Origin of the sequence: Ensifer sp. NM-2 (assembly GCF_003024455.1) — a bacterium.
Classification (GTDB): domain Bacteria; phylum Pseudomonadota; class Alphaproteobacteria; order Rhizobiales; family Rhizobiaceae; genus Ensifer; species Ensifer canadensis.
In genome coordinates, this window is sequence record NZ_PVZR01000009.1 from 71,134 (window position 1) to 92,178 (window position 21,045).

Below are 21,045 nucleotides of genomic sequence, written 5' to 3' on the forward strand. Positions count from 1 at the left end.
ACGCTTTCGATATCGTCCGATCCATTTCCGGAGATAGCCATGCCGCATTTGAACGAACTCTCGCAGCACATCTTCGGCAAACCGATGGCCGAGCTCGGCGAAATCGAGCGCCGCATCCTGACCCGCGCCAAGGAACGACGCACCGTTGCAACCGACACCAATGCCGCGTTCAGCGCCGAGCTGTCCGTCGGCGACCGGCTCGCCGACGCCATTGCCAGGATTGGCGGCTCCTGGGGGTTCATTCTCAGCTTTTGCGGCTTTCTCGTCGTCTGGGTGATCATCAACACCGTCTTGCTGGTGACCGGGGCCTTCGATCCCTACCCCTTCATCTTCCTCAACCTGCTGCTTTCGATGCTGGCGGCGCTGCAGGCGCCGGTCATCATGATGTCCCAGAACCGGCAGGCCGAGCGCGATCGCTTCGCTGCGGCAAAGGACTATGAGGTCAATCTGAAGTCGGAAGTCGAGTTGATCGCCCTGCACCACAAGGTGGACGATGTGCTACTGCGCGAGATCGCCGAGCTGAGGACCGACATCGCCAATCTTAACCGCCAGCTTTCCCAGTATCGGCACATACCCGACAATGAATAGACACCGGACAAGCCACTAAAGCGCGCAAGAATCTGCAAGATTCCTAATTCAATCACAAATTTGTATTTTGCAACAATAGGCTATTTCTGACTATTGAAACAACCTATTAGCGTATCGAAAAATTAACACTTGGGGAGCACCGTCAAGGCGCAGGGACAGAGAAAAAGCAGTCACGGTTCGGTCGGAGTTGCTGATATGTCCAAAATAACGCGCCTGTTCGGCAGCCGCGATGGCGCTGCCGCAATTGAATTTGCAATCATCGCCCCTCTATTCTTTCTATGTGTGTTGACGTTGATCGCCTACGGCATCTACCTCAGCGCGGCCCACTCCATTCAGCAGATAGCCGCCGACGCAGCGCGCACCGCCATTGCCGGACTTTCCGAAGGCGAGCGAGAACGCCTTGCCACGGACTACATCCAGCGCACGACCATGGACCAAGCCTTCATCAAGCCGTCCCGTATGACGGTCACCGTCAAGGACGATGCTGGTAACGCCAACCAGTTTACCGTGAGGATCAAGTACGACGCCGGCGATCTCCCGATTTATCGAGCGCTTCGCTACGATCCGTTTGGGAGGTATCTGATATGGGTTTGAAAGCGCCGGGAATAGCACACCTCGCCCGATCAAGAGGTGGCAACGTCGGCATATCCGCCGCTCTCGTCATGCCGCTCGTGATCGCCTCCATGGGACTTGGCATCGACTACGGTTACCTCACGGTCCAGAAGCAGGAAATGCAGTCGACCGTCGATCTTGCTGCCATCGCCGCCGCATCGAACGTCTCCTCCGCCGAGCAGGCTGTTCTCAAGTACTTCTCCAACAACCATGTCAATTTCGCTGTTGCGACGCCCTCCGGCCTGTTGACCGTCGATGGCAAGGTTCTGCCGCCCGGCGACGTCGGGACGGAAAAGGTCGACGGCGTGGCAACGGTCACGCGTGGACGGTATGTCCCCGATCCGGGCGTCGCAGCCGGCCAGCGCTTCGTCAGGGATGCCGCGGGGCATAGACGGGCTTGCGGCCCTTGCCGGTATGCGCATTCGGTTGCCGATCTATGTCGAGCTTGCCCACGCAGAAGCCAAACTTGCCGACATCCGTTGCTACGGCGGCAAGCCGGAGAACGCGGCAGTCGTCGTCGACGCGGTGCCGGGCGTCGCTGAGATCGCCGTCGGTGACGTCAATCCGAAGGTGCTTTCGAGTTTCTCCTTCGACGCTCGGGTCGAGCGCGCCCGCATCGTCGATGCGCTGGCGGTCAAGATCGACGCCATCGCTCACGTCGAGGCGCAGAACCTTCAAGCGTCCCGCCTCACCTTCAGCCCCGCCGAAGTGGCCGCACGCTCGATCAAGAGCGTTTCGACCAAGGACATCCTGTCGTCGACGACGAAGACCCTGCTCAACAATCTGGACCTGAACATTCAGGTGTTGTTCCTGACGCTCGGCAGCCCGACTATCCTGCAACAGGCGCTTGCCCAGACCTTGGCCGCGGTCACGAAACCGGTGGACGATCTGCTCTACAATCTGCTGCTCCTAGTGGGGGTACGCGTGGGAGAAGCCGATGTCCGCGTCACCGGCGTCAAATGTCAGCCACCGGTACTGGTGCAGTAACAGCCTCGCGACAGCACAAAGGGACTGGCAACGGAAAATCGATTGCCGATGCTTTCGAACAAAATGACGGGTTCGCACGTTATGGGCAAGGTAGAGCTGCTACATGCAGATGGGTTGAGTAGTATCGAAGCACACGTGGCGAGGGATCGGAACCCGAGGCGTATGCGAGAGATCGTCGGGAGACGTGCGCGACAGATGCAGTTGGTTGCAAAACAGGGGGATGCTGCACCGGAGAAACCGCTCGCCTTCACGGCGGACGGATTGCTGCGCAACCCGCTCCTGCGCGAGACGCTGCAGATCAGCGCTCGCGATCTGATGGCGGTCTATGATATTTTTCCACGTGTGGCTCGTCTCGTCGCCTCCCACCAGAAATGGACGCTGACCCAGGCCGCTTACGCGCTTCATCTTGAGCGCGACCCGTCTCACCCCGATTCGGGAGTGACTGCCGCGCGGTTGTTGAAGTTCATGCGCGAGACCGGCGGCGCAAGCAGGAACACGGCAGCCGCATTCCTGTCCGAGCTGCTCGCCTACAAGCTGCTGCGCGATGTCAGAGGTGAGCGGACGAACAAGAAGGTTCGCCCACTTGAGCCGACGGAAGTCAGCGAGAGCGCCATGATGCGTTGGTTCATGAGCCAAATGGGCACGCTCGACCGCCTCGATGGCGGCAGACGTCTGGAACATGTCGAGGCCGACACCTCTGTCCTTGGACGCACGCAGCCGATCGCGGCGCGAATGCTCCTGTCCGACAAGAATTGGAGCGAGCCCCCCGAAGGCGTTGCCATCTTCGTTTGGACCGAATGCGGGGGCTTGCTGCTCGATGACCTCATGGCGCGTCCGAAAAGCCTGACGCCCGTGGACGGAAAGGTCTGGCTGGAACTCAATCTCGCCGAGCTTGCCAACCACTACACCATCTCCAACACGCACGTGCGCAGACTGTTCACCAAAGCGCAGGACACAGGTTTCATCGGCCGATCGAACGACGGCTCCCGTGGACGCTTTTGGATGAGCGCCGGACTGGTCGACGAGTATTGTCGCTGGCAGGCTATAAAGCTCGCGGCCCTGGCCAATGCCTATGAGCGAGCCACGGACGGTGCAGTCCGGTTGGCGAAATAGGTCATTTCCTTCACTAAGTGCGGCCCGGCGTCGCCGGAGGTTCGCGCGCACGGATCGCGTCATCGCCTGGCGGCCGGAAGTGGCTTGAACGGTCCTACGACCGGCCCGCTTCAAACTTCGGCAGATCGTCGTTAATGTCGTAGAAATCGCCCTTGTCGGCACAGAATATGTGATAGCCGGGTAGGAGATCCGTCGGCTTCTCAAAGGCGCCGGCCATGATCGAGACGTATTCGGCGCTATCGGATTTCCAGAACAGAGCCGAGCCGCAGTTGCGGCAAAAACCACGCTGCGCGCCATCGCTCGAACGATACCAGGTCACGTCCTCCGCCCCCTCAAGTTCCATGTCGCGATCCAGCACATTGGTCGCGGCGTAATAGAGGCCCGTCTGCTTGCGGCATTGCGTGCAATGGCAAAAGATCAACTCGCGCAGTTCGCCCCGCGTCTTGAACCGCACTGCCGCGCAAAGGCAGCTGCCGCTGTGAATATCCGACATGGTCCCCGACCTCCTGAAACGAGAAATGCCGGGCCAGCTTCGCGAGCCGGCCCGGCATTGTCAATTTCATAGCGACCGCTCGAGGTTCAGAAAATCTGAACCGTGCGGCAATGCCTCAGTATCAGCCGTTGACGACCAGCTTCTTCTCGTCGCGGCCGCCCTTCATGCGCTCGGCGAGCAGGAACGCCAATTCCAGCGCCTGGTCCGCATTGAGGCGAGGATCGCAATGGGTGTGGTAGCGATCGGCGAGATCGTCACCCGAAAGCGCACGGGCGCCGCCGGTGCATTCGGTAACGTCGTTGCCGGTCATCTCGATATGAATGCCGCCCGGGTGCGAGCCTTCCGCACGGTGGATCTGGAAGAAGCTTTCGACTTCCGACAGGATCCGCTCGAACGGGCGGGTCTTATAGTTGTTGAGCGTGATCGTGTTGCCGTGCATCGGATCGCAGGACCAGACGACCTTCTTGCCTTCGCGTTCAACCGCGCGGATGAGGCGCGGCAGGTGCTCGGCAACCTTGTCATGGCCGAAGCGGCAAATCAGCGTCAGGCGGCCGGCTTCGTTGGCCGGGTTGAGCAGATCGATCAGTTCCAGAAGGCCGTCAGCCGTCAGCGACGGGCCACACTTGAGGCCAAGCGGGTTCTTGATGCCACGGCAATATTCGATATGGGCGTGGTCCGGCTGGCGGGTACGGTCGCCGATCCAGATCATGTGGCCCGAAGTCGCATACCAGTCGCCGGAGGTGGAATCGACACGCGTCAGCGCCTGCTCGTAGCCGAGCAGCAGCGCCTCGTGGCTGGTGAAGAAATCGGTTTCGCGCAGGCTCGGATGATTTTCAGAGGTGATGCCGATCGCCTTCATGAAATCCATCGTCTCGGAAATCCGGTCGGCGAGCTTGCGGTAGCGCTCTGCCTGCGGGCTATCCTTGACGAAGCCGAGCATCCACTGATGAACGTTGTCGAGGTTGGCATAGCCACCCATCGCAAAAGCGCGCAACAGGTTGAGCGTCGCGGCGGACTGGCGGTAGGCCATGATCTGCCGTTCCGGATCCGGAACGCGTTCCGCTTCGGTGAACTCGATGCCGTTGATGATGTCGCCACGGTAGCTCGGCAGCTCGACGTCGCCCTGCTTCTCGATGTTGGAGGAGCGCGGCTTGGCGAACTGGCCAGCGATGCGACCGACCTTGACCACCGGCTGCTGAGCGCCGAACGTCAGAACGACGGCCATCTGCAGGAACGCGCGGAAGAAGTCGCGGATCGTGTCGGCCCCATGCTCGGCAAAGCTCTCGGCGCAATCGCCGCCCTGCAGCAGGAAGCCGCGGCCTTCGGCAACATTGGCAAGAGCAGTCTTCAGACGCCGCGCCTCGCCGGCAAACACCAGCGGCGGATACTTCGCGAGTTTCGCTTCCGTTGCCGCAAGAGCCGCAAGGTCCGGATAATCCGGAACCTGCTGGATGGGTTTCTGCCGCCAGCTATTCGGAGTCCAAGTCTGTGCCATTTCGATCACCTGTTGTCTGCCGCGGACGTCGGTCCGCGCGGGTCGCGCCCTGACGGTTTCGACACCGCCCGGTATTCGGAAATTTCACTGCGTCCGCGCGCCCCGCTTCAGCGCGTGGCCAAGCCTTCGCGCCCGCTCGAAGCCGGTGACTTCGCGGATGCGGGCTTATAGACGTTAAGCGATGGCTTGGAAAGGCATCCTACCAGAATTCATGGTTTCCGGCGTCAGCAAAGCAACCGCCCTGCTCAGCCGACCCGCTCGCCCTTACGCACGCGATAGGACGGCGCATACATCGTCACAAGCTCTTCCGATGCTGTCGGATGCACCGCCATCGTCCGATCGAAGTCGTCCTTGGTGCAACCGGCCTTCAGCGAAATGCCGAGCAATTGCGCCATTTCGCCGGCATCGTGCCCGAGGATGTGGGCGCCCAGCACTTTGCGGTCGGCAGCGTTGACGATCAGCTTCATGATCATCTTTTCCTTCCGGCCGGAAAGCGTCGCCTTCATCGGCCGGAACTCGGCACGATAGACTTCCAGTTCTTCGAACTGACGCGCAGCCTGCTCCTCGCTGAGGCCGACGGTGCCGATCTCCGGCTGGGAGAAGACGGCCGTGGCGATCAGGTCGTGGTCGGGCGATACCGGGTTGTTCTTGTATTCGGTCTCGATGAAGCACATTGCCTCGTGGATCGCGACCGGTGTCAGCTGGACGCGATCGGTCACGTCGCCGAGGGCATAGATGCCGGGCGCGCTCGTGCGCGAAAAGGCGTCGACGACGATCGCGCCGCGCTCATCCGTGTTCACCCCGGCGCTTTCGAGCCCGAGGCCCTTGGTGTTCGGCACGCGGCCAAGCGCCAGCATCACCTGATCGACGGCGATTTGGCCGTGTTTCATCGTCTGCGCCACGCGCTTGCCGTCGGCGTCAGTCGTGACCGACTGGATGATGTCTTCGCAAAGGATCCGGATGCCCTTCTCTTCCATCGCCGTGTGCAGGCCGCGGCGGAGATCCTGATCGAAACGCGAGAGGATTTCCTTGCCGCGATAGATCAGTGTCGTTTCGACGCCGAGACCATGAAAGATATTGGCGAACTCGACAGCGATATAGCCACCGCCTGCAATCAGGATCGACTTCGGCAGTTCCGCCAGATCGAAAGCCTCATTGGAGGAAATGCAGAGTTCATGGCCCGGCAGCGCGTCATGCGGCGTCGGGTGGCCGCCGACAGCAATGACGATACGTTCGGCGGTCACGGTCTTGCCAGTGTCGAGCAGGCGAACCGTATTCGGGCCGACAAGCTCAGCCCGTGTACGCAGGATCTCCGCGCCGGCATTGGCGAGCCCCTTCTGGTAGAGGCCTTCGAGCCGCGTGATCTCCTGCTCCTTGGCAGCGACGAGCTTTTGCCAATCAAAGCGACTTTCGCCGACGGTCCAGCCGAAACCCGCCGCATCCTCGAAATGTTCCGAATATTGCGACGCGTAGACATAGAGCTTCTTCGGAACGCACCCACGGATGACACAGGTGCCGCCATAACGGAACTCTTCGGCGATCGCGACCTTCTTGCCGAGACTTGCCGCCAGCCGGCCGCTTCTGACGCCACCCGAACCGCCACCGATTACGAAGAGGTCATAGTCGAAAGCGGGCATGGGCGAACTCCTGAAGGTCGTGCAAGCTGCAATTAGGACAATTAGGGGACCGCGGACCAGGCATTTTCGCCGGCGGCACGCCCCGCTCGGGGGGCAGTCCCCCGTCGCAGGCACATATAGTGTTGCACTGCAGAAAAAGAAAAGCCCGGATTGCTCCGGGCTCCCCAAAACGTGATGTTTAGCCCAGCTGACCCGAGCTCTCTCCGACCGACCGCGGATTATTGGGCGGGCGGTGTCTCAACGGTGCCTTCAATACGTGGCGGAGCCGAAGTGCCGACCTTGGCGTCGAGCGACTTCGTGGCTTCGGTGTTGAGGTCGCGCGACACGCCGGCTGCCCAGATGTCTGCCGCCTTCAACAATTCGCGCGAAGCAATCGGGCCGTCGTTCAGAAGCTTCTTGCCGGCCGTCGACTTGTAGAACTCGGTAATGGCGTTCAGCTCTTCAAGCGTAAAGGTCTTGGCGTAGATCGTCGCGGCTTCGTTTTCGAGATCGGCGCGACGCGCTGCCAGGGTCAAAGCCTTTTCGTCGACGGTCGCGGTGATCAGCTCCTGGAAGTTCGGCGAAGCCTGGATCAGAGTATTCTTCAGACGCTCGGCGAGGTTCGGCAGAATGTTGTCGAAGTTGTTGGTCACGCCGAGTGCAGCGATGGTCGCACGCGCGGCCTTGATCTGGGCGTCGGACACGTCCTGAGCCTGAACCGGAATGGATGCAGAAAGGAGAACCGCGGTGGCTGCGAAAGTGCGGACAAGACCTGCGAGTTTGTTCATTTTTATCCATGCTCCTGTGTTTGTCGCATGCTGCCGGGGCGATTGCCGCCGCCAGGCCCGCATGTGTGGTAACCTGTTTTCTTCACCGGCCCCTGCTCCCCAGGGAGCGACGGGAACCGGCTCAAGATGCGGTCAGAATGCGTGCCTCTTCCGGTCCGGCAATAATTGCCAGCGACGCGATGCCTATGAAAAGTCCATGCTCGACCACGCCCGGAATGGCATTCAGCTCTCCCGCGAGCGCATCTGCATCAGGAATACGGCCAAAAGATGCATCAAGAATGAGGTGTCCACCGTCCGTCTTGAAGGGGCCGTCGCCTGAGTTGCGCACGGAGATGTCACCGGAAAGACCGAGACGCGAGGCCACCTTTTCGATGGCGATGCGCGTTGCCACCTGGCCGAAGGGATTGACCTCGATCGGCAGCTTGAATGCGCCGAGAACATCGACGACTTTCGATTCATCGGCGATGACAATCATGCGCTTGGAAGCGGCCGCGACGATCTTCTCGCGCAGCAATGCGCCGCCGCCGCCCTTAATCAGTCGCAACTGACCATCGATTTCGTCGGCACCATCGATCGTCAGGTCCAGTTCCGGAAGTTCGTCCAGCGACTTCAACTGCACGCCAAGCTCCAGGCACAGCCGCGCAGTACGCTCGGAGGTCGGAACGCCTTCGATGCGGAAGCCCGCAGCGACCTTCTCGGCCAGGAGCCGAACGAACTCCTCGGCAGTCGATCCCGTCCCAATGCCGAGACGCATGCCGTCTTCGACATGTTCGAGCGCCGCTGCCGCGGCTTTGATTTTCATTTGGCGGGCGTCCATACGCCAGTCGCTCCCTTTTTTACCCACCGGATGTGGATGCGGTTACCCACCTTCTCCATCCGTTTTCCGCTGAGACACTTACACGCCCAAAGCTGCAAACAAAAGCCAAAATCAGGGGCCCGGCCCGGATTCCTGGTCCCTTCCCACACACACTTGCCATTGCATTCTCTTGCAACTTCGCCTACCCGAACGACAACTCTTTCCGGCTACGCGAGGTTCACCTCTTGTCTTCCCCCATTGTCGTCTTTGATCTCGACGGAACCCTTGTCGATACGGCGCCGGATCTGGTGGCGAGCCTCAACCATGCGGTGACCCAGGCCGGCGTCGAGCCGGTCACCTACCGCGACCTCACCCATCTCGTTGGCCACGGTGCCCGCGCGATGATCGAGCGGACTTTTGCGCTTCGCAACAAGCCGCTCGATGAAGAAGCGTTGGCCTGGCAGATGAAGGAGTTCGTCGACTTCTATCATGGCTCGATGCCGGGTGATTCCCTGCCTTACCCGGGCATGCTCAACGCACTCGACCGGCTGTCGGCGGCGGGCTTCAAGCTCGCAGTCTGCACCAACAAGCCGGAGATGCTGGCAAACCGGCTGCTCGAGCGCCTAGGCCTCATCGATCGCTTCGCGGCGGTTTCCGGTGGCGACACGTTCGAAATCCGCAAGCCGAATGCCGACCACCTGCTGCGCACGATCGCCAATGCCGGCGGCAGTGCCGCGCACTCGGTGATGATCGGTGACAGCCTCAACGATATTCTGGTCGCCCGAAACGCCGCGATCCCGTCGATCGCCGTGCCGTTCGGCTATTCCGACGTGCCGATCGAAAGCCTGGAGCCGACAGTGATCATCCGCCACTTCGACGAGTTGACGCCGGCGCTGGTGACAGGGCTTTTCAACGGCAAGTAAGCGCGCGGGCGCTGGGCCTGAGGTTTTGATCCGCATCTGATCGAGGATAGAGCCCACTAAGATCAATCGTCATTGGCAGCGCGCACGTAGCAGGTTCCTGCGTCGCGCCGCTTCTCGCATCGCAAAAACACGCTGCGTTCCTCTCGCGTCACCACCACCTAAACGAAAAACCCCATGGAGAAGCTCCACGGGGTCTGAAATTCTGTCGTCGAACACGGTGCCAGTGCGAGTGGCGCCATCGCCTAATTGGGACTTACCCCTCGGCCCGGCGAGCGTCGCGGGTGGCGTCGAGGGCGCGGTTCACGTACATGTCGCGCTCATACACGTCGTCGAAATACTCGATGACACCGTCCTTGTTCGGCCAGGCGGTAAAATAGGCGACGTAAACAGGAACCTTCTGCGGCACCTGCAACGCCTTGTTGCTGCCGCCGCCGATTTCCTTGCCGACATCCTCGACGCTGGTGCCAAGCACGGCCGCTGCCATCCGGCGCGGATCGGCGAGCCGCACGCAACCGTGGCTGAGTGCGCGCTGGTCACGCTTGAAGAAGCTCTTCGACGGCGTGTCGTGCATGTAGATGGCATGCGCATTCGGGAACAGGATCTTCAGTTCGCCAAGCGCGTTGTCGCTGCTCGGCGGCTGGCGCACGGCAACCGAGGCGGTCGATCCGGTCCAGTTGACGGAAGACGACGGCACTGAGCGCCCGCCTATCTCAACCTGATAGCCCATCCGATCGAGATAACCAGGGTCGTTGCGCAGCTTCGGCAGCATCTCGTTGATGATGATCGACTGCGGCACGCCCCAGTATGGATTGACCTCGACGGTCTGAATCTCATCCTGGAAGAAATAGGTCTGGTTCGCCTTTGAACCGACGACGACGCGCATCGAAAACTGCTCGGCGCCATTGTCGCTATAGGACGCGGTAAAGGCCGGCTGGTTGATGAAGACGTAGCGGTTGCCGAGCCCATCGGGAAGCCAGCGCGCCTGTTCCATCGCGACTTCGAGCTTGTTGATCTTGCTTGCCACGGTGTCGCCACCGGTCAGGAGTCGCAGCGACGCCTGACCGACGACGCCATCGGCCTTCAGGCCATTCTCCTTCTGGAACGCTTCGACGAGCAGAACCAGCTCAGGCGTGTACTCAGGGGTTCCTTGATAGGCCGCGAGCACTGCGGCGTGATCCGACTTCAGCGTCTCGGAACCCTTGATGCGGATCCCGGCGACGATGTTGGCAAGTTCCGGATTGCTTTGGCCCGGCTTCAGGAGCGTGCCCGGCGCGATCTCGACACGCTGTTCCACGCTCTTCTCTGCACGAAGGCGCTCGAGTTCAACCGACAATGCAGCGAATTGTTCGCTCTTCGGGTTCTGATCGTTGAGCAGCGTGGCAACATCGGAGCTTGCCGACATCCTATCGAGGAAGGCTGAGAGATCGACGGTCTTGCGCTTGAAATCGTGATAGCCGGAGATCTTGTTGGGATCGATGCGGCCACGCACCGTGTCCTCGACATAGGAAAGCGTTGCCGCCGACAGCGCGATTTCGAACTGAACAAGTTCCTTTTCGCGCGCGATCATATCGCCGCGGTCGAATTCATCAGCAGGCACCTGAACGGCATAATCCTGCGGATCGAGACCGACCTTTGCTGCATCGGCAAGAACGGCAATCGCCCCCTTTGCGCGCGCGTTGACACCGGTGCCGTCGATCCAGACGAAATCAGAACGCGAGCCGTAATGGGTCTCGATGGCTTTTGCCACATTCGAGGTCGTGCGAACCTCAACGTCAGGCATGAATTGACGGGCATCGGTGAGCGCCGCACGCAGCATTGGCGGCAGCGCTTCGTTGCGCACAGAACCGGTGACGACCGGATCGAGCAGCCTACCGGTATCGACCCGGCGCAGAGGTTCCGCCTTGTAGGTATAATAGCGAGGGCCGGTCACCTTCGGCAGCGGCGTGGAGACCGTCCTCTGCTGCGGCTGCCCCATGGAACCGACACCGGGCAGCGGCTGGCCGGACTGCATCTCCTGCTTCGGCGTCTTCTGTCTGCCGCCGCGGATAAGGTCCATCAACGTGATGGCCGCAGCCGGCCGCACATCGAAGGTTGCAATCGAACAGCTGCTCATGAGCGCTACGATCGCTGCCGTCTTGAAAATTCTCATGTGAAACTACGTCCCCGTATCGCGTTGTCGCCGAACTCGGCTTTAGCCAGATTCTCGCCACGCCCTCGTGCTCTAAAACTTATAGAAAAGGATGGTGAATGAAAAGGAAACGCGCCTCCCCGAACGTGCATGAAAACACCTCTGCGTGGTAAAAAAACCGCTTGATTTCCAGGACGTTCGAGGGGGCGTAAAAATTTGATTTGCATCGACATTAGTGTCGTTGCCACCCGGCCCGCACGGCAAGGCGAGCAATGCGAGCCTTAAAGGAAGGCAACGAATGTGGCTGAAACGCCACAAGGAATCCGGGTTCGCCGCGCGCACGCGAATCAGCCGCTGCACGACTGCAAAGGCCGCTCTTTGTCGCACGCCCGCCTTTCAAACGATTGTAGCATTGCCAGCTCCGGGGCCACCTCTTTACAAGCCTTGCCAGCCGGGGCAGAGAGAGGCCCGGCACCTTGGGGAAGGGACAGCCGGTTGCGACCGCGTCCCCTCGCCCAGACTTCATGAACCGCATGACGAAGGCAGGGATCACGATGACATCGACGCGCACGGAAACAGATACGTTCGGCCCCATCCAAGTGGCAAACGACCGCTATTGGGGCGCCCAGGCCGAGCGTTCCCTCGGCAACTTCAAGATCGGCTGGGAAAAACAGCCGGTCGCAATCGTCAGCGCGCTCGGCATCGTCAAGCAGGCCGCGGCCCGCACCAACATGGCGCTCGGTCGCCTGGATGCAACCATTGCCGATGCCATCGTCAAGGCCTCGCAGGAAGTCATCGACGGCAAGCTCAATGACCACTTCCCGTTGGTTGTCTGGCAAACAGGCTCCGGCACCCAGTCGAACATGAACGCCAACGAGGTCATCTCGAACCGCGCAATCGAAATGCTCGGCGGCGTCATGGGCTCGAAGACGCCGGTGCATCCGAACGACCACGTCAACATGAGCCAATCGTCCAACGATACCTATCCGACGGCGATGCACATCGCCTGCGCGGAGCGGGTGATCCATGATCTGCTGCCGGCGCTAAAGCACCTGCACGAGGCGCTCGAAGCCAAGGTCAAGGCGTTCGATCACATCATCAAGATCGGCCGCACCCACACCCAGGACGCAACCCCGCTGACGCTCGGCCAGGAATTCTCCGGTTATGCCGCCCAGGTCGCGTCCTCGATCAAGCGCATCGAGTTGACCCTGCCCGGCCTTTGCGAGCTCGCGCAGGGCGGTACCGCCGTGGGTACCGGCCTCAATGCACCCATCGGCTTTGCCGAGAAGGTCGCGGAAGAAATCGCCAAGATCACCGGCATTGCCTTCACCACGGCACCGAACAAGTTCGAAGCGCTTGCCGCCCACGATTCGATGGTCTTCAGCCACGGCGCTATCAACGCCGCAGCAGCTGCCCTCTTCAAGATTGCCAACGACATTCGCTTCCTCGGCTCCGGCCCGCGCTCGGGCCTCGGCGAGCTCTCGCTGCCGGAAAACGAACCGGGTTCGTCGATCATGCCGGGCAAGGTCAACCCGACCCAGTGCGAAGCGCTCACACAGGTCTGCGTCCAGGTGTTCGGCAACAACGCCGCACTGACCTTTGCCGGCAGCCAGGGCCATTTCGAGCTCAACGTCTTCAACCCGCTGATGGCCTATAACTTCCTGCAGTCGGTACAGTTGCTCGCCGATGCCGCGATCTCCTTCACCGACAACTGCGTCGTCGGCATCGAGGCCCGCGAAGACAACATCAAGGCAGCGCTCGACCGCTCGCTGATGCTGGTGACGGCGCTGGCGCCGAAGATCGGCTACGACAACGCGGCCAAGATCGCTAAGACCGCCCACAAGAACGGCACGACACTGCGCGAAGAAGCCGTCGGCGGCGGTTACGTCACCAACGAAGAGTTCGACGCCATCGTGCGTCCGGAAACGATGATCAGCCCGGCCTGATCCGTATACCCCTGCCGCGGCGCCTTAATCCGCGTCGCGGCTCGGCCCTCGCCCGGATCGACGGGACATTGCATTGTCTGCGTTAAGTCGAATTGTCTTCATTCGCAGAAGCAATCATTAAGACTTCGCAAATCATTTGCCCCTAAAAATCAGTACCTGTAAGCAATGAGTAATATTGGGGGTTTGCGAATGCAAACGGCCACCTCTGGAAAAACGCAAGCTCCGGATATCGCAGCACAAGTAACTCATGCGATGCGCATGATGGGCGTGTCGCCGATACCGCGCAATTACGAGCTTTATTACGAAGCCTACCTCGGTTCGAATCCGCAATTGTCCAAGGAACTCGCAGCTCTCGGCAGCCGCGCGACCCAGGAGGAACTCGACGCGATCGGCGCACAATATTTCAGCCATATCCATCGCTCGACCGGTATCGAGCGCGCCCACACCAGCCTTGCGGCCAAGCTGACCGAACTGGTCAACCTGTTGAAGGACGAGCAATATGCGCTCGAGACTTACAACAAGGTTCTCGACGAAGCCTATGTCAACATAACGAGCAAGAGCGCGTCCAGCGCCGACATCCTGCGCCACGCCATCGGTATCCTCACCGAGGCGACCGCCGACACGATGAGCCAGGGCAAGGAGCGCGTGCAGACCGTGGTGCAGAAGTCCTTCGAGATGGAGGTCATCCGCCAGGAACTCGACGAATACAAGCGGATCGCCAATACGGATTCGCTGACGCGGCTCGCCAACCGCCGTGCCTTCGACGACAATCTCGCCGCCGTCTACAACAACGATCATGAGAAGAACTTCACCGGCCTGCTGGTTGCCGATATCGACCACTTCAAGAAGGTGAACGACACGTTCGGCCATCCGGTCGGCGACAAGATCCTGGCGACGGTCGGCAGCGTCATCCGCGCCAATGTCCGCCGCGACGCCTTTGTCGCCCGCACCGGCGGAGAGGAGTTCGCGGTCATACTCAAAGACAGCAGCCAGGAAGAATGCCTGCAGGTCGCCGATCGCATTCGCACCGTACTGGCCGGCACGCCCTTTAGAAATTCCAAGACCGGCGTCAATTATGGCCCGATCACCCTGTCGGTCGGCGTCTGCATGGCGACCGCCGCGGAGGATGCCGTCGATCTCTACAACAAGGCGGATATCGCGCTCTATTCCGCCAAGAATGCCGGCCGCAACAAGACGATGCTGTTCGAAGACGGCATGCGCAAGGAATCCGGCCGCAACTGGCTGATCTACCGACGTTAGCAACGTCCGAGATACCCTTCATGAAAATGGCGTCCATCGGGCGCCATTTTCATGTCAGCACTCTCGTTCCCTTGGAAACAGCCAGGCCTGATTGCAATCGCTAGAACAGTTGCAACAGGGACCAACGGCTACGGAAAGCACGATCGGTTCCCACAATCCGAGGGGGAGAACCGACATGAAGCGCATTTTTGCAGCCGTCACCGCGATCGTCTTGATGACAGGATCAGCCGCAATCGCCGGCGAAAAGGCACAGGGTCAGATCACCGTCGCCTCCCTCGACAGCAACGCCGCCAAGACCGGTTGGCTTCAGGTCCTGTCGCAAGGCGGCGCCAGCTATAAGGCCAAGCGCGGCGACATCAGCCAGTCACCGATCGCGCGAGAACTCGTCGCCTTCCCTGAGACCGCCGCTCCCGGCACCATCATCATCGACAATTCCGAGCGTCGCCTCTACCACGTCGTCGGCCGCGGCATCGCAGTCAAATACGCCGTCAGCGTTGGGCGGAAGGGGTTTCTGTGGACCGGAACCAACACCGTGAGCCGCAAGGCCGAATGGCCCACCTGGGTGCCGCCCGAGGACATGCGCGTTCGTGAAGCCAAGAAGGGCAAGGTGCTGCCCGCCAGCATGGAGGGCGGCATCGACAATCCGCTCGGTGCCCGCGCCATGTATCTCGGCTCGACGATCTACCGCATTCACGGGACCAACCAGCCGCTGTCGATCGGCAAGGCGATGTCATCAGGCTGCATCCGCATGGCCAACGAGGATGTCGAGCACCTTTATGCCAATGTCCAGCTCGGCACGACTGTGGTCGTTCGCGACTGACCGACCAGTCAAGGCAAGGCGTCCACACTCAGCCTATCGACAGGCGGAGGCACCCGCCTGTCTTGCAATGGCGATCAGTTCCGGCCGGTACTCGAAATGCATGGTGTCGAAATGATACCAGCGGCCGCCCCAGATGAAACCATGCTTCTCGAAGACCTCGACGATCTCCAGCGGATAGCGGTTGCGGTAGGGCGCCGCGCCGCTCTTGCCTCCGCCCGCCCAGCGCCAGTAGTCGGCAAAGCCGGTGTTGAGATCGATCGCCGCGCCAAAACTGTGCACCGAGAGCGTGTGCGCGCCGGCAATGTTGCGCCAGTTGAAGGTCCCGGCACTGGGCACGAGATACCGCTTCAGCTTTGGTCGTGAGGCAAGCTCGCGCCCGACCGCCTGCAACGCCTTGGCCACACCGTGCCTGCTGGTGACGCTCAGGCGCTCGCCGAACCAGTCAACCACGACAAGATCGCGCCTGACGCCCGCAGCACTGCCCCCATAAAGACGTTTCATCAAGGCTTCGCTGCGGATGCGGCCCGGATCGAAATCCACACCCGGCGGCTTGGCACAGGGACCAAGCGGATAGATCTGCGAAAGACTGTCCTCGATATCGCCGGATGCGAGCTTTTCGGCGTGGCTCTTCTGCCTGCCATCATCGATCGGCAGCGCCGGGCCGCCATCGCGCAGGGTCAGCGTGTCTTGGCCGACCTCGGCGACCGCCTCCGGATAGGCCCTGGCGAGCAGTTCGAGCTTTTCGCTGAGCGTCGGCTCGGCCGCCAAGCCTCTGCTGACACAGGCCGAGACAAGCAGAACGGCGGCACCAAGACACGCGCTTATAGATCCACGTCGCATCACGTTTCCATCTCTGGCTTGCGTCGGCTCCGCGGTCGTTCGCAAACCCGCTCGGCCGTTCAGCCTACCACATGGTCTGGGCTGCGCGCTCCGGCCATTCGCGGTCATAGGTATCCCGATCGAAATCGGCCTTGGCGGCCTTCAGCAACGCACCGGGCGTCGGAAGCGTCGCGGGATCGATGAAGCGCTCAGGATTCCAGATCTGCGATCGCATCAAGGCGCGGGCGCACTGGAAATAGACCTCGCCGATGGTGACGACGAGGACGCTGCGCGGGTTCCTGCCATCGATCTCGAAGGAGTCAGTCAGCGCCGGATCGATGCTGACAACGGCGGTGCCGTTGATGCGCATGGTGGTGTTGGATCCAGGCACCAGGAACATCAGCGCCACGCGCGGGTCGCGCACGATGTTGGCGAGCGAATCGACGCGGTTGTTGCCGCGCCAGTCGGGCATCAGAACCGTCTTGTCGTCGGCGACCCGGACAACGCATTCGTCGTCGCCGCGCGGAGAACAGTCGAGCCCTTCGGGACCTACGGTCGCAAGTGCGGCAAAGGGAGATGCCTCGATCATCTGCCGGTACTCTGCGGTCAGCACTTTGGTGACCTTTGCCACCGATGCCTCGCTGACGCCGCCGTAAAGCGCGTTCAATTCCTCGACCGAGGTGATGATCGACATGCCGTCCTCCCGCAAATGCATGATGCCCAAACCGTTATCCGGCTTCATGCAGCCAACTCAATATCAGCAGCGGCGCTCGCCTCGCGAAAGACGGTAACACCGCGGTCGAAGTGATCCTTTCGACGGATAGCATGACGGGCATATGACGGCATCAGCGAAATCTTCCGAAGCCGTATCGGACGCGAGAACGCGGATGCGCGACCAGCCTTCGGTCAGGCAGCAGCCTTTCGATCCTCGGCATGGACGAAAGCATTGATCCTGTCGATCACCGGGCTTGCCGATACGATGCGGCGATGGCCGTAGCCATTCGCCCAGTGAAGCTCGACATTGGGTCCGGCCGCCGCATAGCGGCGCGCATGGTCGGCCGAAACCTCCTTGTCATCTTCCGCATGGATGATCAATGTCGGAACGGCCCGCACCTCAAGGATCCTGGCCGCATCGAAATCCTCCAGCCGGCGGCCGGACAGGCGTTCGACGACGCCTTCGAAGGCGCCCTGGGTTTTGGGTGAAAGGCGAAGAACTTTTCCGAAGCCCTTGAAAAGCCAGGTCATCTCGCTCGGTGCACCGATCAGGACAAGCTTTTTTGCGACATGACTAGGCACGTCGCAAACGAGACCACCGGCCGCACAGGCAAGGCTGGCGCCTCCGAAGGAATGGCCGACGCTGACGTCAAAGCCCCCGAAATGCCGCCAGGCGGCATCGATCGCCCTGACGGCGGCCGGCATCGTCAGCGTCCGCCCCGGCGAGGCGCCATGCCCGGGCCAGTCAAGTGTTACCACCTCGGCTCCGCTGGCAACCAGCCCTTCGATCATGGTGGCGAGATAATCGCTGCGCGATCCCCAGCCGTGAACCAGCAGCACGCGCTTGGCGTTGGCGGCATTGCGCGGGCTCGCGAAATGCCGTGCTAGGACCCACCCGCCGGCATAGGAAAGCGTCACCGGCTCGCCCTTGGCGATCACCGGGACGGCAGCGGCAAGGGCCGCGCGTTCCTTGGCGCTCTTCGGCTTGCGGCCGGGCGTAACACTGAACAGTTTGAAGGCGAGCCGGCCGGCGGCCTCGGGAGAAATGACCGACACGCCGGCAAGCGCATGGCGGATGACCTTGATCGCAAAGGATGCCATAGTGAGAATCTCTTGATATGTTCAATGCTGAACATTATTGTACAACGATGAACAAAAAGCAAGTGATGAACGAACAGCATCATTTCCCCTGGGACCACCCGCGTTTTCGTAGCTGGATTGCAGTCGCGCGCGCCTGTCAGTTGATGCAGCAGACGATGACGCGCTCGCTCGCGCATCTCGACATCAAGCCGCCTCATCTCGACATCCTGATCAACCTCTATCGCTTTGACGGGATCTCGCAGCAGGAGCTTGCCCGCAAGCTGCTGGTGGGGCGGTCCAACATGAGCATGCTGCTGCCGCAGCTGGAAAAACGCGGGCTGATCGAGCGCCGCGGCGACGACAAGGACAAGCGCGTGCTTCGGCTGTCGCTGACACCCACCGGGCGCACGCTGACGGAAGAGGCCATGGAGGTTCAGACCGGCCTCATCGAAAAGTCGATGGAGGGCGCACCGCTCGAGGACTGCATGGTCGTGGCACAATCCATGGAGCGGCTCATCGCCGTTCTGCTCAGGGACGAGAACGAACTCGCCTGACTGCCGGACCGGGCACGAGCCAGTCTTTAGCTGGCTGAGCCTTCCTGTGCCTCGCGGGCTTCCGCTTCCGCCCGCTCGCGCGCGGTTCGCGAGGCGATAATGTCGGACGGCTGCGCGTTGCCTCGGATCAGCTGTCGCCCGGCATAGATGCCGCCGATGGTTTCGAGCGCAAAGCGCTCCTTGTCGAGGTCGCGGAACTCTTCGATCACATCCGCAGCTGTTTCAGCATCCTCGCCCAGAACATTCAGCACTTCAGTGCCAAAAGCGAGCGCCGATTCGAACGTCTCGCGGATCTCGAAGTCCACCCCGGCGTGCAGGAGGTCGATGGCATGACCGCGGTCGAACGCGCGCGCCAGCACGGGCACCAGCGGAAACTCCTCCTTGGCGGTGTGGGCGATCTTGATCGCCGCCGCCTTGTCGTCGACGCAGATGAGGATTGCCCTTGCGGTGGCTGCGCCTGCCGCGTGCAGGATATCGCTGCGGGATCCATCGCCGTAAAAGACCGGAAGCCGAAGTTCGAAGCGTCGCGCACGAAGTCCGCATCCTTGTCGATCAGCGAGAGCTTGTAACCGCGCGCCAGCAACGGCTGGCTGACGATCTGGCCGAAACGGCCGAAGCCGATCATCAGCACCGTGCCTTCGACATTCTCAGGCACTTCCAGATCGTCAGTCTTCGGCGGCTCGGGTTTGGCGAGACGGCCATGGATGAAGATTGCGATCGGGGTCAGCATCATCGACAGGATGATCGTCGCCGTTAGCGTCGCATTGGCTTCGGCATCGATGATGCCGGCCGAGACGGCGGCGGCATAGAGCACGAAGGCGAATTCGCCGCCCTGCGCCATCAGCACCGCCCGCTCCAGACTTTCGCTGTGGCAGGCACGCAGCAGCCGCGCGACCGCATAGATCAGCACGCCCTTCAGCGCCATATAGGCGAGCACGGAAATCACAACGACCTGCCAGTTGGCGGCGATCACCGACAGGTCGATCGCCATGCCGGCACCAAGGAAGAACAGGCCGAGCAGGATGCCGCGAAACGGCTCGATATCGGCTTCGAGCTGGTGGCGGAATGCAGACTCAGAAAGCAGCACGCCGGCAAGGAAGGCACCCATCGCCATCGACAGGCCGCTCTGCTGCATCGCCAGCGCCGAACCGAGGACCACAAGCAGCGCCGCTGCGGTCATCACCTCGCGTGCGCCCGCGGCTGCCAACAGCCGGAACAGCGGGTTCAACAGGTAACGACCGGCGATCACCAGCGCCACAAGCGCTGCAAAAGCAATGCCGATCGCCATCCAGCGCTCCGACGGCTCGCTCGCAGCCCCGCTGCTGCCAAGCAGGGTCACGAGCACCAGCAGCGGCACGATTGCCAGATCCTCGAACAGGAGGATCGCGATCATGCGCTGGCCCTTCAGCGTCGAAATCTCGTTTCGCTCCTGCAGCATCTGCATGACGATCGCCGTCGAGGTCAGCACGAAGCCGGTGCCGGCGATGAAGGAGGGAATGGGCGCAAAGCCGAGCTCTAACCCGACACCGGTCAGGCCGGCAATGCAGGCGAGCACCTGTGCCGCGCCAAGGCCAAAGATATCCTTGCGCATGCTCCAGAGCTTCGACGGCTGCATTTCCAGCCCGATGATGAACAGGAACATCACGACGCCGAGTTCGGCCACATGGAGGATCGCCTGCGGCTCGGTGAAGAAGCGCAGGCCGAACGGGCCGATCACCAATCCAGCAATGAGATAGCCGAGCACCGACCCGAGCCCGATGCGCTTGAACAGCGGCACGGCAACGACACCGGCGGTCAACAGCACGACCACCTGCATCAGGTCATTCGCATCAGATGCTTCGGCCAATAGACCCTCTCCTTTTCAGATGGTTCAGCGTGGCTTTTCGGTCTTGTCGCGCGACATGCCCTTGTCGGCGAGTTCCTGCTCGTAAGCCGCAAAAAGCTCCTCGCCCTTCTCGCCCAGCTCGCGGAGATAGGTCCAGGTAAAGATGCCGGTATCGTGAAAATCGTCGAAGCCGATCCGCACGGCGTAGTTTCCGGTCGGCTGCACCGAGATGATCTGGACGTTGCGCTTGCCCGGCACGGTCACCCGCTGACCCGGTCCATGCCCCTGCACCTCGGCAGACGGCGAAAGCACCCGCATCATCTCCGCCGAAAGGTCGAAGGTTGCGCCGTCATTGAAGGCGACGACGAGGCGGTGGCGATCTTTCGATACACGCAGTTCCGTCGGCCAGATTTCGCTCATGATGTCTGCTCCTGTTTTCAAGCTCACGCTTAACTGAAGAATCGCCCGTGGAGAATTACCCGGCTTTT

The 21,045-nt window shown here is 61.2% G+C and carries 18 protein-coding genes and 2 pseudogenes; 9 read left to right on the forward strand and 11 right to left on the reverse strand.

Annotation, left to right across the window (positions count from 1 at the left end):
• The first annotated feature begins 39 nt into the window (after positions 1-39).
• The 4 genes and pseudogenes from C6558_RS18885 (at position 40) to C6558_RS18900 (ending at position 3,300) form a co-directional block, all read left to right on the forward strand.
• Complete coding sequence (locus tag C6558_RS18885; RefSeq protein WP_025427232.1) at positions 40-588, forward strand: DUF1003 domain-containing protein; 549 nt, start codon at positions 40-42, stop codon at positions 586-588.
• 195 nt (positions 589-783) lie between these two features.
• On the forward strand, positions 784-1,182 hold the full coding sequence (locus C6558_RS18890) for a TadE/TadG family type IV pilus assembly protein (protein WP_171520354.1): 399 nt from the start codon (positions 784-786) through the stop codon (positions 1,180-1,182).
• Positions 1,173-2,187, forward strand: a pseudogene (locus C6558_RS18895) (pilus assembly protein TadG-related protein). The gene C6558_RS18890 and the pseudogene C6558_RS18895 overlap by 10 nt, the downstream one beginning before the upstream one ends.
• A 195-nt stretch (positions 2,188-2,382) precedes the next feature.
• Positions 2,383-3,300: a hypothetical protein gene (locus tag C6558_RS18900; RefSeq protein ID WP_025427235.1), complete on the forward strand. Its 918-nt coding sequence runs from the start codon at positions 2,383-2,385 to the stop codon at positions 3,298-3,300.
• 94 nt (positions 3,301-3,394) lie between these two features.
• On the opposite strand, the gene C6558_RS18905 is transcribed toward C6558_RS18900, so the two are convergent.
• From C6558_RS18905 to rpiA, 5 genes are all read right to left on the reverse strand, one after another.
• The gene (locus tag C6558_RS18905) at positions 3,395-3,793 is read right to left on the reverse strand and encodes a GFA family protein (protein WP_025427236.1); all 399 of its coding nucleotides are present in this window, start codon (positions 3,791-3,793) and stop codon (positions 3,395-3,397) included.
• Positions 3,794-3,914: 121 nt separating this feature from the next.
• Positions 3,915-5,288: a class II 3-deoxy-7-phosphoheptulonate synthase gene (locus tag C6558_RS18910; RefSeq protein WP_025427237.1), complete on the reverse strand. Its 1,374-nt coding sequence runs from the start codon at positions 5,286-5,288 to the stop codon at positions 3,915-3,917.
• A 245-nt stretch (positions 5,289-5,533) separates the two neighbouring features.
• Positions 5,534-6,925 carry a glutathione-disulfide reductase gene (gene gor, locus C6558_RS18915; RefSeq protein ID WP_025427238.1) on the reverse strand — a complete coding sequence of 464 codons (1,392 nt, stop codon included), beginning with the start codon at positions 6,923-6,925 and terminating at the stop codon, positions 5,534-5,536.
• Between the two features lie 218 nt (positions 6,926-7,143).
• Positions 7,144-7,692, reverse strand: coding sequence for a DUF2059 domain-containing protein (locus tag C6558_RS18920; protein WP_025427239.1), 549 nt, complete (start codon positions 7,690-7,692; stop codon positions 7,144-7,146).
• Positions 7,693-7,813: 121 nt separating this feature from the next.
• Complete coding sequence (gene rpiA / locus C6558_RS18925; protein ID WP_084814283.1) at positions 7,814-8,509, reverse strand: ribose-5-phosphate isomerase RpiA; 696 nt, start codon at positions 8,507-8,509, stop codon at positions 7,814-7,816.
• 224 nt (positions 8,510-8,733) lie between these two features.
• Here rpiA and C6558_RS18930 point away from each other — a divergent pair, with 224 nt between their 5' ends.
• Entirely contained in the window at positions 8,734-9,411 is a 678-nt protein-coding gene (locus tag C6558_RS18930) for an HAD family hydrolase (RefSeq protein ID WP_025427241.1), read from the forward strand.
• A 253-nt stretch (positions 9,412-9,664) separates the two neighbouring features.
• On the opposite strand, the gene C6558_RS18935 is transcribed toward C6558_RS18930, so the two are convergent.
• A complete protein-coding gene (locus C6558_RS18935; protein WP_025427242.1) occupies positions 9,665-11,560 on the reverse strand; it encodes a murein L,D-transpeptidase in 1,896 nt (631 codons plus the stop codon).
• A 533-nt stretch (positions 11,561-12,093) separates the two neighbouring features.
• Between C6558_RS18935 and fumC the strand changes: the two genes are divergently transcribed.
• The 3 genes from fumC to C6558_RS18950 all read left to right on the forward strand — a co-directional run bounded on the left by fumC (position 12,094) and on the right by C6558_RS18950 (position 15,565).
• Entirely contained in the window at positions 12,094-13,485 is a 1,392-nt protein-coding gene (fumC, locus tag C6558_RS18940; RefSeq protein WP_025427243.1) for a class II fumarate hydratase, read from the forward strand.
• Positions 13,486-13,674: 189 nt separating this feature from the next.
• The gene (locus tag C6558_RS18945) at positions 13,675-14,745 is read left to right on the forward strand and encodes a GGDEF domain-containing protein (protein ID WP_025427244.1); all 1,071 of its coding nucleotides are present in this window, start codon (positions 13,675-13,677) and stop codon (positions 14,743-14,745) included.
• A gap of 175 nt (positions 14,746-14,920) precedes the next feature.
• Positions 14,921-15,565, forward strand: coding sequence for a L,D-transpeptidase (locus tag C6558_RS18950; protein ID WP_025427245.1), 645 nt, complete (start codon positions 14,921-14,923; stop codon positions 15,563-15,565).
• A 33-nt stretch (positions 15,566-15,598) separates the two neighbouring features.
• Here C6558_RS18950 and C6558_RS18955 read toward each other — a convergent pair whose 3' ends face one another.
• From C6558_RS18955 to C6558_RS18965, 3 genes are all read right to left on the reverse strand, one after another.
• The gene (locus tag C6558_RS18955; protein WP_038576151.1) at positions 15,599-16,405 is read right to left on the reverse strand and encodes a M15 family metallopeptidase; all 807 of its coding nucleotides are present in this window, start codon (positions 16,403-16,405) and stop codon (positions 15,599-15,601) included.
• A gap of 64 nt (positions 16,406-16,469) precedes the next feature.
• Positions 16,470-17,078 carry a pyridoxamine 5'-phosphate oxidase family protein gene (locus C6558_RS18960; RefSeq protein WP_025427247.1) on the reverse strand — a complete coding sequence of 203 codons (609 nt, stop codon included), beginning with the start codon at positions 17,076-17,078 and terminating at the stop codon, positions 16,470-16,472.
• A 212-nt stretch (positions 17,079-17,290) separates the two neighbouring features.
• Positions 17,291-18,199 (reverse strand): alpha/beta fold hydrolase, encoded by a 909-nt coding sequence (locus C6558_RS18965; protein WP_025427248.1) that lies wholly within the window; start codon positions 18,197-18,199, stop codon positions 17,291-17,293.
• Positions 18,200-18,246: 47 nt separating this feature from the next.
• Here C6558_RS18965 and C6558_RS18970 point away from each other — a divergent pair, with 47 nt between their 5' ends.
• Complete coding sequence (locus C6558_RS18970; RefSeq protein WP_025427249.1) at positions 18,247-18,732, forward strand: MarR family winged helix-turn-helix transcriptional regulator; 486 nt, start codon at positions 18,247-18,249, stop codon at positions 18,730-18,732.
• Positions 18,733-18,758: 26 nt separating this feature from the next.
• Here C6558_RS18970 and C6558_RS18975 read toward each other — a convergent pair.
• A pseudogene (locus tag C6558_RS18975) lies at positions 18,759-20,548 on the reverse strand (monovalent cation:proton antiporter-2 (CPA2) family protein).
• Between the two features lie 54 nt (positions 20,549-20,602).
• Positions 20,603-20,977: a gamma-butyrobetaine hydroxylase-like domain-containing protein gene (locus C6558_RS18980; RefSeq protein WP_025427251.1), complete on the reverse strand. Its 375-nt coding sequence runs from the start codon at positions 20,975-20,977 to the stop codon at positions 20,603-20,605.
• Positions 20,978-21,045 lie beyond the last annotated feature (68 nt).